We start from the raw sequence: 16424 nt of genomic DNA, 5'->3' as shown, positions 1-16424 counted from the left end.
AGAAAGGTTGGATGCGAAGGCCACCGTGACCGGCTGGATCGCCAGTGGTGTCCGAGGCCGGGATCTACAGCACCCTGTTCTTGTCGAGCTTGTTGCCGGTCGCGGCGTTGTAGCGCTCGACATAATCGGCAAGCAACGTTCGAATGGCGCGGCCTATCTTCCGATAGTCGGACTCGTTCAGGTTCGCGAGCGATACGCGGCCGGACGGATGCGGCGTGCCGAATCCCCGTCCCGGCAGCAGCACCACGCGCGCTTCGCGGGCCAGTCTGAAAAGCAGTTCCGACGGCTCGGTATTCTTCATCAGCCACTCGACAAAATCGCGTCCATACGCCCGTTCCCCGAGAAACTCCATGTCGAGAATCGTGTAATAGTCGACCTGGTTGGTGTCGTCGTCGTCGAATGAAATGCCGATCTCTTCGTAAAGGGCGCGCTTGCGGCTGCGGATAAGGCGCTTCAGCGCTTTCTTGTATGCGTCGGGCGTGTCCATCAGCGAGAACAGCGAGAACAACACCATCTGCACCTGCTGCGGCGTCGACAGACCCGCGGTGTGATTCAGCGCGACGGTGCGGCTGTCGGCGACCAGGCGGTCGATGAACTTGAGCTTGTCCGGCTCGGTCGTGATCGATTCGTAGCGCTTGTGCAGTTCCTTCCTGGCGTCCTCGGGCAGTTCAGCGATCAGTTTGTCGAGCACGTTGTCGCGATGCGTCGCGATCGTGCCGAGACGCCAGCCGGTCGCGCCGAAATACTTGGAGTACGAATACACGAGGATGGTGTTCTTCGGCGCGAGCGCGAACAGCGAAACGAAGCCGTCGGCGAAGGTGCCGTATACATCGTCGGTCAACAGGATCAGGTCCGGCCGTTCCTTGACGATGTCGGCAATGTACTGAAGACTGTCGTCGCTGATCCGCACCGACGGCGGGTTGCTCGGATTCACGAGGAAGAACGCCTTCACCTTCGGGTCGCGCAGTTTGTCGAGTTCCTTCTTCGAGTATTGCCAGTTTTTTTCCACATCTGCATTGACATCGACAACCTTCAGCTGATAGTCGTTCAGATGCGGAATCTCGATGTAGGGCGTAAAAATAGGCATGCCGAGTGCGATCGTATCGCCGGGTCTGATCAGCCGGTTCTCGCGCATCGTGTTGAAGATGTAGGTCATCGCGGCCGTGCCGCCTTCCACCGCGAAGATATCGAACTCGCCGATGAACGGATGGTCGCCGATCATCTCGCGGCGCAGATACTGGCCGACGATGACCTCCGACAGCCTCAGCATCCGGTCGGGCACCGGATAGTTCGACGCGAGAATGCCTTCGCACATCTCGTACAGGAAGTCGCCGTCGGACAGCCCGAGTTGATCGCGAACGTACGACACGGCACTCGCGAGGAAGTCGATGCCGGGCACGCCCTTGTTGCCGCGCAGGAACAGTTCGAACCGCTCGACGAGTCCGTCGCGCCTCGGAAAGCCACCGATGCCCTCCGGCATGTACGCAAACGACCGCTCCGACTCGCGCATCGCGAAGAGGCCGAGTTGCCAGAAGCCGTGGCGCGGGATTGTCGCGAGAAAATTCGGATTGCCGCGCCCGGCGTTGAGCATCGCAAGGTTCGCGGCTCGTTCGACCGCACCGCCTCCCGCCGCCTTGATCAATTCGTCTTTCAGTTCAAACGGACTGAGTGCGGCCAGCCTCGCCGCCTTCCCGGCATCCTGCTTTTCCCGCTTGCTCATTTGCGCTCTCCAGAACGAAGTTTGCCCGATCGGTGTCGCCCGTCGCGACGCCCTCTCCGGCTCAAGACAGAATCATCACGATGACCATCCCCCAGATCGTCAGGAGCGTGTTGCCCACCGCGTAGGTGACGGTGTAGCCCAGTCCCGGAATCTGGCTTTTCGCTGCGTCACAGATCATCCCCAGCGCCGCGGTCGTGGTTCTTGCACCGGCACACACGCCGAGCAGGATGGCTGGATGAAAATGAAAGACGTAGCGCGCGATAAACATGCCGAGAATCAGCGGAACCGCGGTGGCCATGATCCCCCACAGGAACAGACCGAGGCCGAGGTTCTGCAGCCCGGCGACAAATCCCGGCCCCGCCGTTAGACCGATCACGGCGATGAACACATTCAGACCGACCGAGTTCATGAACCACACCGTGGGTTCCGGAATCCGCCCGAAGGTTGGGTGGATCGCGCGCAGCCAGCCGAACACGAGACCGGCGATCAGCGCCCCGCCCGCTGTCGACAGCGTGATCGGAATGCCCGCGACATTGATGACGATCGCCCCCACCAGCGCGCCGACGGTGATCGCGAGGGTCACGAAAGCCACATCCGTCATGTTGGTCGGCCGGTCCAGCACGCCGAGAACTTTGGCGGCGGCACTCGTGTCCTGGGTCCGTCCGACGATCGTTATCGTGTCGCCGCGATGCAGCTTGGTGCTGGGCAGCACCGGGATCTGCGTTTCCGTGGGGCCCCGTTTAATCTTCCGGAGATAGACGCCGCGCGCTAGCGGCAAGCCAGCCAGCTCCTGCAAGGTCTTGCCATCCACCGCCTTGCTCGTGATGTAGACGTCCACGCCTTCGGCAGGTACTGCGAGCAGTTCGGGATCGTCCACTTCCACTGCCCGCGCTCTGCGAACCGCAACGGCCTGATCGTCCGCGTCCTGTCCAGTCGCGCCGGCGGCCCCGAGCACAGAGAGCAGCTGGTCGCGGGGACCCGCTATCGCGACGACATCGTCAGCCTGCAGAACCAGATCGAGGGTCGCCTCCTGGACCGTGCTCCCGCGCCTCACGCGTTCGATGAACAAGCGCGTATTTTCAGGCTGCAGCGCTTCAACCTGACTGACCGTTTTGCCGCACACGACGCTGTCCGGCACGACCCGAAAAGCACGCAACTCGTACCGGTGCCAGGCCTGGCCGGCGCCACCCAGTTCCGTGGTTCCACCGAGACTCGCCTCATATTCCTTGCATGCCGCGACGAGGTCGATGCGCAGCAGCTTCGGCCCGAGCGTCGCGAGAATCACCGCGGAACCGATCGTGCCGAAAATGTATGAGATGGCGTAGGCGGTCGGCATCGCGTCGAGCATGACTTTGGTCTGATCGGGCGGCAAGCCCAGCCGGTTGATGGCATCCGTCGCCAGTCCCATCGAAGCCGAGATGGTCTGCGATCCGGCAAAGAGTCCGGCCGCGGAACCGAGGTCGTAACCCGCCACTTTCGCAGCAACAACCGCGGCGGCCAAAGACAGTACGCATTGCACGACTGAAAAGAGTGCCTGCGGCAAGCCGTCCTTCGCGATGCCGCGCACGAACTGCGGCCCCACCCCGTAGCCCACGGCAAACAGGAACATCAGGAAGAACACCGACTTGACGTTGGGCGATACGGTGATATGAAGCTGCCCAATCGCAATCGCAGCCAACAACGTTGCCGTAACGGCGCCCAGACTGAAGCCTTTGAAACTCTTTCCGCCGACCCAATAACCGATTGCAAGTGACAGGAATATAGCTATCTCGGGATAGCGTTGTAATGTTCCGGTTAGCCATGCCATCGTAGCCCTCGTCTGCGGTTTACCCTGTGATACACATGTGCGAATGGGTGTGTTTTCAATGAATCATGACCGGCCGTCTCCAGCGAGAAATTTGCCAATCTCTCGAACCGTTCTGTCGCCGTTACTACAATGATTCTTCTCACGGTCATGGACAATACGACCTTGGTCTCACGTATGGGCGCAAAGGGTAAGCCGCCACCGCGTTCCGGCAGTAGACAGTTCATTGCAGTGCTTTGCCGTCGACAAGGCATGCCAATGCGATCAAACCGCCGCGAGGCGCCTCGCACGAGCACTCATTGCCTGATGATCTTCCAGGGTCCGCTGCCCTGTTTGCAGACTTTCGGCGTCCAGCTTTGAGTCTGGCCTTTGGCCATCGCGACGAGCGTCGCGGTCCGACAGGTTCTATCGCCTTCCTTCGTTGTAGTCTGCGGCGTCACTGTGCCTGTGATAGAAACGGAGTTGCCGGTGCCCGCATTGCTCCATTCCAGCGATTCGCCATCCTTCTTGGTATCGAGCGCCACTTGTGCCGCACTGTTGAGTGCCTTACGGTCAGCGTCCCTCATGTAGCTCACCGGCGTGTCCTTCAGGAAATTCAGGTTGGTCGCATGGCCGAACGTCGCGCCGACCAGCAGCGCAGCGCCCACGATGCAGCGCGGCAACAGGTATACGGTCATATGGGATTGGGCTCGCATAGATCATCTCCATCGATAGCGGGTTCGGCCACAGGCTATGTCGTGGCCCGTGGCGCCACATCGGGGCCGTCGACGACGCCCCGATGCGACTGGAATTCGTCCACCACGTCGGCCACCGAGTCGCGCCGGCCGATGTGGCCCAAACGATCTTCGAGACCTTCGGCGCGCAGCATGTCCCGCACGTCCGCGTGTGCGGCCACCACTTTCATCGCCGTGCCGCAGGCCTGAAGCGCTTCGTGCAATGCCTTCAGCATCCGCGCGCCCGCCAGGTCGACAACCGGCGACGCGGACAGGTCGCAGATCAGCAATGCCACCGGCTCGGACGCCGAGCGGATCTTCCACAAGATCGTCTCGCGCACGTGCTCGACATTGAAGTAAACCAGAGATGCCTCGACGCGCACTGCCAGCACATGTGGAATCGCCTCGTTCTCGGCGTGCCGCTCGATGTCCGAAAAAATCCGCGTGCCGGGGATGCGCGCAAGAATCGCCACATGAGGATGCGCGGCACGCCGGATCAGCAGGAGCATCGAAATCAGGACCGCGACAATCACCCCTTTCAGAATGCCCAACATCAGCACCGCCGCAAACGCGACCATGGAGATGGTGAATTCAAAGCGGCTTACCCGCCAGACATGCCGTAACTCACCGATATCGACCAGCCCTTTCACGGCCACCAGCACAATGGCCGCCAGAACGACATTGGGCAAATTGGCGATCAAGCCCGTCAGGAACATCAGACACAGGCCGATGGCAATCGACGCGAACACGAGTGCAAGCGGGGTCTTCGCGCCGGCTTTGTCGTTCACCGACGATTGAGACAGGCCGCCTGCGACCGGGTACGCCTGGAACAATCCCGCAGCCAGATTCGCGGCGCCGAGACCGAGCAGTTCCTGACGCGCGTCGATCTCGTATCCGTTTGCCTGAGCGAGTGCGCGCGCCGCCGACACGCTCTCGACATACGCCAGCAACAGGCACGCAAAGGCGAGCGGAATGACTCCATCGACATCACGTATGCGCAGTCCCGGCAGGCGGAAGTCGGGCAAGCCTCGCGGCAGCGCCCCTACGAGCTTGAATCCCAAACCGGCCAGCGGTGTGACGGACAACACGACGATCGAAGCAACCACGACGGCGAGCGCAACGGGACGCCCCGGCAGAAATTTCTCGCCGAGTAGCAGTAAGGCGATGCAGACCAGACCGAAAGCGAGCACGGCGAGATTGGTCTGCGCAAGCTGGCCGCCGAGCACCGCAATCCGTTCGAAGAAAAACTCCCCGCCGCCCTTGACCCCGAAGAGTTTCGGCAGTTGGGTCATCGCGATAGTCAGCGCGGCGCCCGCTTTGAAACCGAGCAGTATCGTCTCGCTGATGAAATTGACGAGTGAACTCAAGCGCAGCAGCCAGGCCACGACACACATGCCGGCGATCAGCACGGCCGTGAGCGCCGCTATCGAGGCCCAGCGCGCGGGATCGCCCTCGGCCATCGCCGCTACCGTGACGCCCACCAGCATCGAGATCGCCGAAGTCGGACCGATCGCAAGCTGGCGCGACGAGCCGAACAGTGCGTAGAACAGTCCCCCGACGAGATAACCGTAGATGCCGTATTGCGGCGGCAAGCCGGCAAGCGATGCGTATGCGAGCGAAACCGGAATCCCGTAGGCCGCGAGCGTCGCACCCGCTATCGCGTCGTTCACGAGCCATCGAGGCTTATAGACTCGCAGCCACTGCACGGGGGGAAACGCGCTGCGCCACCCGCGCACGGGCAGGTCGGCGGCCACCGGATCGGTGGCACTGGATTCGTTGGTCAACGTAGCGCCTCGCGTACGGAAGCAGACTCGATAGAAACACGGGCGCACCCGCTTCGATGATCCAGCGCATGACGCCCCGCGAGCGGCCCGTTCCGTTTTTCAAGTGTAGCCAGTGGCGCGCGCGATCCACATCGGACCTTGGTCCTGGATGCTTGCGCACACGCCTGCACCGCAAGCGCCGGCCAGCAGCCCGCAACAGGCGATCGGTTCAGAACGGATCCTTAACGCGCTGCCATGTGTGATCCGGGTTGAACTCGGTGACAGGCGGCGCGTTCGCGCCACGATTCTTCTGGTAGATCACGCCGTTGTTGTTGACCACGAAAGTCATCACGCCGCTCGTGCCATAGATGGCTGGATAGGCGACCATCGCGAAACCGGCGATCATATGCCCGTTGATGATGTAGCTAAAGGCGCCGCCAGCGGCGTCCTTGCCTTGCCTCGTCAAAATACGGAAGTGATAGCCCCGGTAAGCGTCGCCCGCCTTGTGGCCCTTCAGATACTCCGAGCTGACGGCGATCAGCGGTCCAAACGGACTGGCTTCTTCACCGCTGCTCTCATCCGTGTGCCAGTAAAGCCCATCATGCTTGCCCGGCGTACTGGCAAGTTTTTGCGCGTATTGCAGCAGACCATCGTTGTCTCGATCACGTGACGCGTATTCCCGCTGCGCGTCGAGATAGGCGCGCAGCACGTTGATCGCCTCGCGTTCGTTGGCGCCGATACGGCGATTCAGCATTTCGTCCTCGCCGATTTCCGTGGCGAACCGCCAGCTGCCGTTCTCCTTCACGATGGGGATAGGCATTGGCCATGCCTCGTCGCCGACCAGCAGAATCCGGCGATCCGGTCCCGCTTCATCGAGGACGTGAAAGGCATCCAGTTCCGAGCTAGCCTTGGCCCAATTCGCCTCGTTCTCCGCCTGATCCGGCGAGACCACGAGGCTCTTGTGCGCCTCGCCGAAAATGGCGACCAGCGTCGCTTCATCGCCGGACTTCAACGCCGCGGACAAAGCGCTGACCGCGTCCTCCGGCGTGGCGAACGTCCGTTGCCCTGCGGCGAGGGCTCCGAACGGAACCAATAGGGCGAGAACCAGGGCGTACAACCCGCACCATGAAGCGAGTCGGGGCCGCGAGTGCGCGCGTGGGTTCTTGCCGGTCGTGCTCCGGTCAGTCATTGTCATCCCCCTATCGCCGTCCACCACCGCGACCGCCACCGCCGCCGCTACGTGAGAACCCGCCACCGCCACCGCCGCCGCTGCGTCCGCCACCCGATGAAAATCCGCCGCCGGTGCGGGCGGAAGCCTGGGGAGACCGGCCGCGCGTCTCGGACATGGACTGACGACTCGCCGCGCCTCTTGAACTGTTCGCCTGCGTGTCGCGCGCCGACCCGTAGCCGCTAAACGCATCGCCCCCGCGCCCCTGCGAGGCCCGCGCGCCCTGGTCCCTTGTGGCTGGCGAAGCGGAGCGCTGAGCGCCCTGGTCCCTCGTGGCCGGCGCAGCGGGACGTTGAGCCGCTTGCTGCCGTCCGCCTGAAGCCAGGTTGCCGCCTCCCGCGGCGCCGCGGGCCGGGGCGTCGCCGACCCGTTGCATGCCACCGGTGCGGCCTGTCGTGCCGCTGACCTGGCCGGGCTTCTTTTCGGATCGCCATGCGGTCGACTGCCCGCCCTGGCCTCGCGAGCGGTTGACATCGCCCGTGTTGATATTGCCTCGCTCGACGTTCCTATCGCCTCGCTCGACGTTCCTTTCCCTGTCGCCTCGCTCGACGTTCCTTTCCCGGTTGATGTTGATGTTGTTATTGCCGCCGCCACCGTAATGAGCTTCGTAGTGGTTGCCGCTCCAGGCCGCGCCCATCGCCGCCCCCCAGATCAGGCCCGTCGCGAGCGCCGCTCCTGGCGCGTAGGGATAGTAGTAGGCCGGATAAGGCGCAGGCAGGTAGCCATAGGTCGGAGGTGCGCCGGCTACCACGACGGTCGTCGGGTTGTACTGCGGCACGTAAATCACTTGCGGATCGGCTGGGGCAATCTTGATCACCTCTTTTTCCACCACCACGACCTGCTTGTCATCGGATTTGAGTTGACCCGCCGCCTGCGTTTGACGCCGGAAACGCTGAACGGCCTCGAGCACCGCGCCCTGATCGGCGACGACGGCTTCGCCGATACTGATTGTCCAGTCGAGATCGGTACTCATTCTCTTGACGATGTCAGGGTAATTCAGCAACGCCTTTACGGGTTCGTGCCAGCTCTCGTTGACTTTGAGCGACTTGTCACTCTTGCGTTGATCGAGGAAGCGATCTGCCTGCACGATCTCCACCGGGTAAGTCGCGGCGGGAAGAATGATGGCGATGAGATCGTCCGGATATAGCGCAATGGGCCCGACGAGTTTGTCGAGGGTCGCGGCAGGAACGGGGGCCGCAGCGCCGGTATCCGCGGCGGGAGCCTGCGCAAACGAGAACGTGACGGATGACGTCGCGCCAACCGCCAGCATGGCGGCAACGAGCGCACGGACCGCAACGCGGGCAAGCCCGGGCTTCTGAAAGGCAACCGTTCGCCCGCACCCGTCGAGCGCCGACTCAATCGGGATGATCCGTTCCGAAGCACGCGTAACGCGGTCCATTGATGCGTCCCCTCACTCTTCACCATGCGACTCGGGTTGCGATCTTTGAAAGACAGTTATCCGAAGCAATGAGACGATACGCAAACCTGCCGTACAGATACAGTTTGGACCGAGGACGTGCCGTATTGCAAATACGACCTTGGTCCGATTGCGCACTGCGCGGCTCGGCGCAATGATGGAAGCGAAACTGCCATTGCTGCACGCACACCGCCAGGCGCCCGATCCCGACAGGACCGCGACGACCCATGCCGGTTTCAATTTCAAGCCCGCCCGAACAGGCAGCCGGCGGTCCGCATTGGCGTGGGCTCACGCAAGGAGTCGTCGTGACTACATTGACAAAGTACTTCCTTCTCGCCGCCCTGGCAGGCTCGATGTCACTCGATGGTATTGCGCAAAGCAAACCCATTGCCTACCCCGCGAAAGGACAAAGCCAGCAAAAGCAGCAGCAGGATGACGGCGCATGTTATTCATGGGCCAAGAGCAATACCGGCGTGGACCCCGCCGCGCTGGCCAATGCCCCGCCCCCGCCTTCGGGACCTGCGGTGGGCGGTGGTGAGCGCGTTCAGGGCGCCGCGCGCGGCGCAGCCGGCGGAGCCGTCATCGGAGCGATAACGGGTGACGCGGGAAAAGGCGCGGCGGTTGGCGCCACGGCGGGAACGATGGTCGGCGGATCGCGCGCGCGGCAGAACCGGCGCGCGGCCACGGCATCGTCGCAGCAACAGACGCAGGGCGCAATGGACACCTTCAATCGTGCCTATGCCGCGTGCATGGAAGGGAAAGGCTACACAATCAAATGAACTGCAGCGTGTAAGCGCGGCAACGTACTTCCATATTGCAAGACCGGCCGCCAGCCTCGCCGCGCGACAACGTGCGAGCAGGCGTTCAAGGAGAGCAGCATGAGAAACAGCAAACTCATCATCGCGGCGGCGCTCGTGTCTCTGGCGACTGCGGCTTACGCGCAGACGGAACCGCAAGTGGCGGTCAACAGCGCGCCCGGCAAAGTATCCATGACAGGCACGGTCAAGACGACCTCGACTGTCGTCGGTATCGAACCGGCCACGCGAACCGTCTGGCTGAAGGACGCCAAGGGAAAGGTCGTGCAGGTCGTGGTGGGTGAGGAGGCCCGCAACTTCGACCAGCTCAAGATCGGCGACGTGGTCGCGGCGGAGTATTCGCAGGCCATGACCATCACGCTCAAAAAGGGAGGCGCGCCGCTTGGCGCCAGCGAAAATGCGACTTTGGAACGCGCGCCGATGGGCGCTAAACCTGGCGGCACGGCTAGCAGGGAAGTGACCGTCATGGCCGCTGTCACCGCCGTCAACCATCAGACCGGCGCTGTGACCTTGAAAGGTCCGCAAGGCAATTCGCTGGACCTTATCGTGCAGGATCCCGAGCAGCTGAAGCTGATCAAGAAAGGAGATCATTTGGAAGTCGTCTACACCGAGGCCATCGCAATTTCCGTCGAAGCCAAAGCCAAATAGCCGCGCAGGTGCCGTGCGGATCGCACGGCCGATCATCGCTCCCGGCGGCGCATGTACCGGTTGACTGCCGCTCGCCCTGTTCTTCTTCGGTGGTTGCGTCCGATCGAGTTGGGCGGCCGTCCGGACCAACCTCGCGGTCGGCACACTCGTTCTGGCGAAGCCCATGCGCATGAGCTGGTTGCGCAGTCCAACCGGAGCCGAACAGACGATGGACGATATGGCCCACCCCATCCCGAGTCCGGAGCCGCAGCGCCAGACCATTCGTCCCACCGTCGATCTTGCCCGGATCGTGCTGGCTGTCGCCGCACTTGTCCTGCTCATCGGCGGCAGCCTCTACATCGTGCATCCGTTCGTGCCCGCGTTGATCTGGGGCAGCACGATCGTCGTCACGACATGGCCGCTCATGCTCGGAATCCAGCGGCGGCTCGGCGGACGGCGCTGGCTCGCCGTCACCGTCATGCTGTTGCTGGAAATCGTGGTGATATGCATCCCGACCTACGCCGCGGTGTCCACGCTTGCCGGCCATACGGCCGACATCATGACCTTCGTCGAACAGCTGCCTGACTATGCGCTTCCATCGCCCCCGGGCTGGCTGCGCAGCGTGCCGTTGATGGACCATGCAACCGACGAGTGGCAGAAACTGTCCGATGCGGGCCCAGGGGGCATCCTCGCCAAGGTGGAACCCTATGCCGCCGTGGTCGCGAAATGGCTTCTGGTGCAGATGGGTCTCGTCGGCTCGTTTGCCGTGCATCTGATACTGATGCTGATCGTGTGCGGACTGCTCTATGGGCACGGCGAAGGCGCGGTCGGTCTCGTTACGGCATTGGCCTTGCGCGTGGCGCCGGGCAACGGCGCCAACATCGTGCACCTGACGGGTCAGTCAATCCGCGCGATCGCACTCGGTGTCGTGGTAACGGCGCTTGTCCAGGCGTCGCTCGGCGCGGCCGGCGTCTGGGTCGCGGGCATTCCGTTCGCAGGCGTGCTCAGCGCATTGATGCTCGTCATGTGCCTCGTGCAATTGGGGCCGCTAGTGCCGCTGCTCGGCTGCGTGATCTGGCTATTCATGCATGATGCGCGATTGACGGCCAGCGTGCTGCTAGTCTGGGCCATCGGCGTCTCGGCGCTCGACAACGTCCTGCGGCCGGTACTCATCCGCCGGGCGGTTGCGCTGCCGATGGTGCTCATCCTCTCGGGCGTGCTGGGTGGTTTGATCGCAATAGGAGCCGTCGGTCTTTTCATCGGCCCGGTCATCCTGGCCGTCACTTACCATCTGCTTCTGGCGTGGATCGACCAGCCGAACGGGTCGGCGGCGCAAGGCCACTCCGCCGGTCCGGCCGACATCGACTCGCACCGGAGTGAATGATTCGAGAACACGCGCTCTCCTGAAGCAACGAAGCGACCTTCGCGGCTCACGGAAAATCGCCCGGCGTGAGCCTGATGCGCTCTCCGTGTTGACGTGCGGCCCGGTGCACGGCCTTGCGGATTCTGGCTTGTCCGATAGCGAATGCCAGCAGGATCTGTCGGGGCGACTCGTCAATGCTGCCGAGCACTTGATGGGCGACGACGGCATCCAGCGAAAAGGCGCAATATCCCCAACCGAACGCGTAGGCGGAAAAGCACAGTGCGTTTTCGCGGTCGAAGAACGGACGGCCAAGTCGAATGAGCGTCGTGTCCACCGTATTCTCACGTACGATGATGCTCACGCCATGTCCTCCCCAGAGTGCGAATCGCCTTTCGTCAAATCAGCAATCGCCGGGCTTCCGCCAGCATGTCGCGCGCGGGCAGAAGATCGGCTCGCCTGAAGCGCACCATTGCAAAGGCGCGCATCGCATCGGAACTCGCTGGCAGACGGGCCAATTGAAGTTCCAATTCGTGCGCCGGCCGGGTGCCCCCATCGTCGACGACGACGTTCAACCGATCCAGCAGAAACTTTTTTTTCTGCACATGGAAATGTGCATCCGGCGACGACAGCACGCTGCACACCATCTCCAGGTGCCGTTCGAGCGCCTCGGTTTTCAGGCCCAGATTCGTCAGCGCCTGATCGTTCTCATCGATTTGCGTCTGCAATTGCGCCACTTCCGCGAAGCTGCACGACGCGTCGCTTCCCAGTAGCGACCGTGCCCCTGTCCCCTGCCGCTCGAGCATCCTCAAGCGCGTCCTCAGCAGCGCCCGCTCGTGCTCCAGCGAATCGCGCCGCTTCGTGTCCTCCGCAATTTTCCCGAGTGCTTCGAGCGCAAGCTGATCGACCACTCGCAGAATGATTTCCTGCCGAAGCGCCGCTTCCGACCCGGCGCACAGGCGCACCTGGTGATCGCTGAAGCCGACGGTCGTCTGCACGACATCGGTACGCGTCGTTGCACCAAATTGCGCGGCACCGAGAGTCTTCCGCTCGTTGATGTTCATCCCCAGTACGGCGACGGCTTCGTCCGCGCCGGGATGATCGTCGAAGTAGGCGCGTAACGCCTCCGAGTGGCTGAAGACCGGACAGACATCGTCCGGCGTGGCAAAAAAAGCATGAATGTACGGGTCCGTTGCCCACGCCGCCGCGCTGGCCTCCCGCGGCGCCTGCATGTCCGCGACGAGCTCACGCAGAAAGTCGATCGACCGGTGCACGGCGGGCGCCATGCGCGCCTCGCAATCGCGCGCAAGACGCAATTGCGGACCGAGCCTGACGATCCGCTCGACGATTTCCTTCGCCTGCTGGAGATCGCCTTCTTCAGATGCGCGGTTTTTCCCAAACCACCACGACAGCAGGCCCATACGCGGCTCCTGGCGATCTAGGATTCATCGCGGGTCGGAAGCAGCAGCGCGCTAATCGTGCGGTCCTTCCAGAACAGGTTATGGATGCGCGATTGCAGTATGCGCAATCCGTCCGCGGTCACGTCGTTGAAGATCACCAGCGCCGCGGGCCGGGAGCCCGCGCCCGGCACACGCCGGATCTCGCTGAACTGGGGAAATCCATACCGTATCAGGAACTCGCCGATTTCTTCATCGGTGACGCTTTCTTCCACGTTTCCAAGCAGCAGTTCAGCCATGATGATTGCTCCTCGACTATCAGCCTACGCGATGATCTTCTGCCTGCGGTCGCTATGCAACGCGTGGACCCGGAAACCGTCGTGCGGACGGTATGGCCGGAAATGCGCAGGTGTAGCCCACATCCAAGATTTCGACCAGCTCGGGCAGCGGCGCGCGATGCACCGTTTGGCCGGAGATCAGCCCGAAAATCTTTCAGCCCCGCAGCAGAACGGGTCCCGGCAGACCAGCAGGAAACGGCGTGCGCGCTCATGACGCTCGACATCCCCGGCAAACCGGGCAGACTTTCTTTGGTAGAGCGCCTTCGACGCGTCCGTCCACATGTTATGACACATGGTGTCGAAGCACGCAACCTGCGGGATGTCGCGGCGCGACCCACCTTCGCGAAGAAGACGATCGTCGGGTCGTCGCAGCGCTCGACACGAAGTCGGGCAGCATATCCATGACCCTCGTCAACCGCGACGACGTGTTCGTGCTGTACGGGACCTGCACACCATCGTAGGGTGATCCCCTGCCGAAGACCGGTTCGCGCAGGCGGATGCGGTCGGCCCCGCATTGCCCGGCCATGTCGTCTGACGATATCAAGAACCAAACGTCAAGGAACTCCGAAACGGCTGCCTCATCAATGCGGGCAGCCGACGGCGACCCTGCAACCATTGAGCAAAGTGGGTGAAGCCATCTCGGCAGTTCGCGAATGTGCTAGTCGGAACCGGCGAGTGGATGTGATCGGGGCCGACAGAGACCCGGCTTGTGCGCTGAGCCGCTTAAGATTCATCCCGGTAGCGTTTGGCGTATGGCTGCGGCAATGTCTCGGCTCACCGCAGCCAGTGCGCGGCTGTGGGCCGCCGCGATGGCGATGTAGCCCGGTCCCGTCACCGGTTCGTGCGCGACGGTATGACCGGTTACCGACGAGGCTTGTTTAGGAGCATGCACGGTCCACAACGCATCGATGGTGACCGAATCGCCGGGTACCGACTCGAAGCGCAGGATGGCGACGCTAACCTGGTAGCCCCCCACCTCCCCCCCTTGCGGAAAAACGGACACATTGCCGGTACCCAGCAACTGCACGAGATTGCCCGCGATCACCTGCGGAATATTGCTCTTGAGCGATTCGCCCCAGCGCGCGAATTCGTTCAGCGCGACCTGATTGTCTGAGACTCGCGTCACCATCTGCGGACGGTCAACGAGTTCAGGCACTGTCACCGGACCGACCACGATGCTGATCGGCACGGCGGGGCCGCTGCGCTCGAGCGTGGTATCGGAGCTTAGGGTGTAGAAGGCCGCCCTCGGCGAACTGCAGGCCCCGAGCGTCCCGACCGCGAGCGCAGCAAGCAGGAACAGAATCGGACGCATCATTTCTGGTCCTCCGGTTTGCCTCGAAGCAGCGCTTCCGGATGTCGCTCCAGGTAGTCCGCGAGCGTCCGGAAGGCAGCCGCCGTGCGCGCCAGCTCGCTCAATGCGTCCCCTGCACCCTGCTGCAACGGCGAGTTGGGCAGCAACGCGTTGTTCGCCGAGTCAAGCGCCTTATGCGCCGCGATGAGCGTTTCGCGAGCCTGTGGCGTAACCTCGGTATCGAGCCGTTTGAGCAATGTGTTCGCCTCGACCAGCGTCTGTTGCGCGTTCTTGCCGATCGCGTCGAACGGGATCTTGTTCATTTTGGTCATCAGACTCGTCAACGAGTCCTGCAGCGATTGCAGATTGCCCGGCGTGGTCGGAAATTCAGGCGGGGTCTTGTCCCAATTCATCGAGGCCTTCGCGGCGTGGGGGAAAAATTCGAGCGCGACGTATAACTGCCCGGTAATCAGACTTCCTGTTCGCAACTGCGCCCGCAGTCCACGGTCGACGAGCAGGGTCGAGAGCGCCCGGCGGTCGCTTACGTCCTTTGCGAGTCTGCCGCCTCCTGCTGCGCCCGACTCGTAGCGCGAAGTGAAGCGCTCCGGATAAAGGTGGATCTCGACCGGAATGCTGAACTGTTTCGTGACCGGATCGAAGCGGGTATAGATCGCCGTCACCTCGCCCACGGTGATCCCGCGGAAGTCGACCGGCGCGCCGACCGACAGCCCGCGAACTGACTCGGTAAAGTTAAATACATAGGTATCGACGATGCGGTCATGGCGCTTCATGGCCTCCGTGCGGTCACGGAATAGCGCGAACACAGTACCGGCGGCGGCCTCGCTCTTTTCCGCATTCTCCTCGGGCGTCTGGAATGCGAGCCCGCCGATCAGAATGGCCACGAGCGACTGGGTGTTGACCTTGACGCCATTTGTATCAAGCGACACGTCAATGCCGCTAGCCTGCCAGAAGCGGGAATCATCCTTGACATACTTGTCATAGGGCGCGTTGACGAACACGCCCATCGTCACCCCTTTGCCATCTCCATCCAGCGCATACGACGTGACCTGTCCGACCTGCAGACGCCTGAAAAAGATGGGAGAGCCCACATCGAGTGAGCCCATGTCCTCACCCTTCAATACGAATTCCCGCCCAGGCACACCGGTGGCAATGACAGGCGGCGTCTCAAGCCCGACATAGTCACGGTGCGACCCATTCCCGGTGCCCACATCCATGCCGATGAAGGAACCGGACAACAGCGTGCCAATGCCCGATACGGTGCCGCCGGAAATGCGCGGGCGCACCACCCAGAAACGCGTGTCGTCGACCAGCAGGCTCGCAGCGTCCTTGGCGAGATCTGCACGCGCAATCACGTGGCTGTGGTCCGGCGACAGCACCACGCTCGTCACAGTACCGATGTCGACGTTCTTGAATTTGATCTTGGTCTTGCCTGCCTCGAGCCCTTCGCCGGTTGCAAAGGTGATCGTGATCGTCGGCCCCTTGTCAAGGACCGCCTTGACGGCAAGCCACCCGCCGATCAGCACGGCGATGAGCGGCACCAGCCAGATCAGCTGGACGCGCCAGCGCTTGCGCGGCGCGACAACGGCCTCGGGGATGTCGGGCGGAATATTACCGGGCGGCCTGGACATGATTTTTTCCCGCCAGATCCCAGATCAGACGCGGGTCAAACGACATCGCGGCAAACATGGTAAGAACGACGACCGAGCCAAAGGCAATCGCTGCCGGACCGGCCTGGATCGTCGCCAGCGCTTTGAACTGGACAAGCGCGACGAGCATCGTGATGACGTAGATGTCGAGCATCGACCAGCGGCAACAGCGCAGCACGCCGTTGTGCGGCAACGGCGCCTCCCGCTGCAACAGGTCGCACTCGTGACAGGCGAGCAGAGGCGCGGTTGTCATCGCGTCAGCCCCGCAACTGCCGGGTTCACTT

The 16424-nt window shown here is 62.6% G+C and carries 15 protein-coding genes; 3 read left to right on the top strand and 12 right to left on the bottom strand.

Annotated features, from left to right (window positions below):
* Positions 1-64: 64 nt before the first annotated feature.
* From FVF58_RS39310 to FVF58_RS39285, 6 genes are all read right to left on the bottom strand, one after another.
* Positions 65-1720 carry a bifunctional aspartate transaminase/aspartate 4-decarboxylase gene (locus tag FVF58_RS39310; protein ID WP_149675057.1) on the bottom strand — a complete coding sequence of 552 codons (1656 nt, stop codon included), beginning with the start codon at positions 1718-1720 and terminating at the stop codon, positions 65-67.
* Positions 1721-1781: 61 nt separating this feature from the next.
* Positions 1782-3527 carry an aspartate-alanine antiporter gene (aspT, locus tag FVF58_RS39305; RefSeq protein ID WP_149675056.1) on the bottom strand — a complete coding sequence of 582 codons (1746 nt, stop codon included), beginning with the start codon at positions 3525-3527 and terminating at the stop codon, positions 1782-1784.
* A 293-nt stretch (positions 3528-3820) separates the two neighbouring features.
* Entirely contained in the window at positions 3821-4219 is a 399-nt protein-coding gene (locus FVF58_RS39300; RefSeq protein ID WP_246217397.1) for an RT0821/Lpp0805 family surface protein, read from the bottom strand.
* Positions 4220-4254: 35 nt separating this feature from the next.
* Positions 4255-6021, bottom strand: coding sequence for a SulP family inorganic anion transporter (locus tag FVF58_RS39295; RefSeq protein WP_149675055.1), 1767 nt, complete (start codon positions 6019-6021; stop codon positions 4255-4257).
* 208 nt (positions 6022-6229) lie between these two features.
* Positions 6230-7228 (bottom strand): DUF2950 domain-containing protein, encoded by a 999-nt coding sequence (locus FVF58_RS39290; RefSeq protein WP_246217396.1) that lies wholly within the window; start codon positions 7226-7228, stop codon positions 6230-6232.
* Positions 7200-8627: a DUF3300 domain-containing protein gene (locus tag FVF58_RS39285; protein ID WP_149675054.1), complete on the bottom strand. Its 1428-nt coding sequence runs from the start codon at positions 8625-8627 to the stop codon at positions 7200-7202. The genes FVF58_RS39290 and FVF58_RS39285 overlap by 29 nt, the downstream gene beginning before the upstream one ends.
* A 371-nt stretch (positions 8628-8998) precedes the next feature.
* Between FVF58_RS39285 and FVF58_RS39280 the strand changes: the two genes are divergently transcribed.
* The 3 genes from FVF58_RS39280 (at position 8999) to ydiK (ending at position 11471) form a co-directional block, all read left to right on the top strand.
* Positions 8999-9424, top strand: a complete 426-nt coding sequence (locus FVF58_RS39280; RefSeq protein WP_246217404.1) for a glycine zipper family protein — start codon at positions 8999-9001, stop codon at positions 9422-9424.
* A gap of 99 nt (positions 9425-9523) precedes the next feature.
* On the top strand, positions 9524-10108 hold the full coding sequence (locus FVF58_RS39275) for a hypothetical protein (protein ID WP_149675052.1): 585 nt from the start codon (positions 9524-9526) through the stop codon (positions 10106-10108).
* Positions 10109-10325: 217 nt separating this feature from the next.
* Complete coding sequence (gene ydiK / locus FVF58_RS39270; RefSeq protein ID WP_149675051.1) at positions 10326-11471, top strand: AI-2E family transporter YdiK; 1146 nt, start codon at positions 10326-10328, stop codon at positions 11469-11471.
* A 46-nt stretch (positions 11472-11517) separates the two neighbouring features.
* On the opposite strand, the gene FVF58_RS39265 is transcribed toward ydiK, so the two are convergent.
* The 6 genes from FVF58_RS39265 to FVF58_RS53425 form a co-directional block, all read right to left on the bottom strand.
* On the bottom strand, positions 11518-11784 hold the full coding sequence (locus tag FVF58_RS39265) for a hypothetical protein (RefSeq protein ID WP_246217395.1): 267 nt from the start codon (positions 11782-11784) through the stop codon (positions 11518-11520).
* Positions 11785-11845: 61 nt separating this feature from the next.
* A complete protein-coding gene (locus FVF58_RS39260; RefSeq protein ID WP_149675050.1) occupies positions 11846-12868 on the bottom strand; it encodes a hypothetical protein in 1023 nt (340 codons plus the stop codon).
* Between the two features lie 17 nt (positions 12869-12885).
* A complete protein-coding gene (locus FVF58_RS39255; protein ID WP_149675049.1) occupies positions 12886-13143 on the bottom strand; it encodes an RNA recognition motif domain-containing protein in 258 nt (85 codons plus the stop codon).
* Between the two features lie 769 nt (positions 13144-13912).
* Positions 13913-14497 (bottom strand): PqiC family protein, encoded by a 585-nt coding sequence (locus tag FVF58_RS39240; protein WP_342802433.1) that lies wholly within the window; start codon positions 14495-14497, stop codon positions 13913-13915.
* Positions 14494-16122 carry a PqiB family protein gene (locus tag FVF58_RS39235; RefSeq protein WP_149675047.1) on the bottom strand — a complete coding sequence of 543 codons (1629 nt, stop codon included), beginning with the start codon at positions 16120-16122 and terminating at the stop codon, positions 14494-14496. Before FVF58_RS39235 ends, FVF58_RS39240 begins: the two co-directional genes overlap by 4 nt.
* Positions 16103-16424, bottom strand: a 322-nt coding sequence (locus FVF58_RS53425; RefSeq protein WP_246217394.1) for a paraquat-inducible protein A, incomplete at its 5' end; no start/stop codon positions are given. The genes FVF58_RS53425 and FVF58_RS39235, both read right to left, overlap by 20 nt.

Origin of the sequence: Paraburkholderia panacisoli, from assembly GCF_008369935.1 — a bacterium.
Taxonomy (GTDB): Bacteria; Pseudomonadota; Gammaproteobacteria; order Burkholderiales; family Burkholderiaceae; genus Paraburkholderia; species Paraburkholderia panacisoli.
This window is presented reverse-complemented; position numbering and strand designations above follow the sequence as displayed.

Bases quoted from the DNA above. Each gene is read 5' to 3' on its own strand.
- FVF58_RS39310 (WP_149675057.1), bottom strand. From the start codon at position 1,720: ATGAGCAAGCGGGAAAAGCAGGATGCCGGGAAGGCGGCGAGGCTGGCC.
- aspT (WP_149675056.1), bottom strand. From the start codon at position 3,527: ATGGCATGGCTAACCGGAACATTACAACGCTATCCCGAGATAGCTATA.
- FVF58_RS39300 (WP_246217397.1), bottom strand. From the start codon at position 4,219: ATGCGAGCCCAATCCCATATGACCGTATACCTGTTGCCGCGCTGCATC.
- FVF58_RS39285 (WP_149675054.1), bottom strand. From the start codon at position 8,627: ATGGACCGCGTTACGCGTGCTTCGGAACGGATCATCCCGATTGAGTCG.
- FVF58_RS39280 (WP_246217404.1), top strand. From the start codon at position 8,999: ATGTCACTCGATGGTATTGCGCAAAGCAAACCCATTGCCTACCCCGCG.
- FVF58_RS39275 (WP_149675052.1), top strand. From the start codon at position 9,524: ATGAGAAACAGCAAACTCATCATCGCGGCGGCGCTCGTGTCTCTGGCG.
- ydiK (WP_149675051.1), top strand. From the start codon at position 10,326: ATGGCCCACCCCATCCCGAGTCCGGAGCCGCAGCGCCAGACCATTCGT.
- FVF58_RS39260 (WP_149675050.1), bottom strand. From the start codon at position 12,868: ATGGGCCTGCTGTCGTGGTGGTTTGGGAAAAACCGCGCATCTGAAGAA.
- FVF58_RS39255 (WP_149675049.1), bottom strand. From the start codon at position 13,143: ATGGCTGAACTGCTGCTTGGAAACGTGGAAGAAAGCGTCACCGATGAA.
- FVF58_RS39240 (WP_342802433.1), bottom strand. From the start codon at position 14,497: ATGATGCGTCCGATTCTGTTCCTGCTTGCTGCGCTCGCGGTCGGGACG.
- FVF58_RS39235 (WP_149675047.1), bottom strand. From the start codon at position 16,122: ATGTCCAGGCCGCCCGGTAATATTCCGCCCGACATCCCCGAGGCCGTT.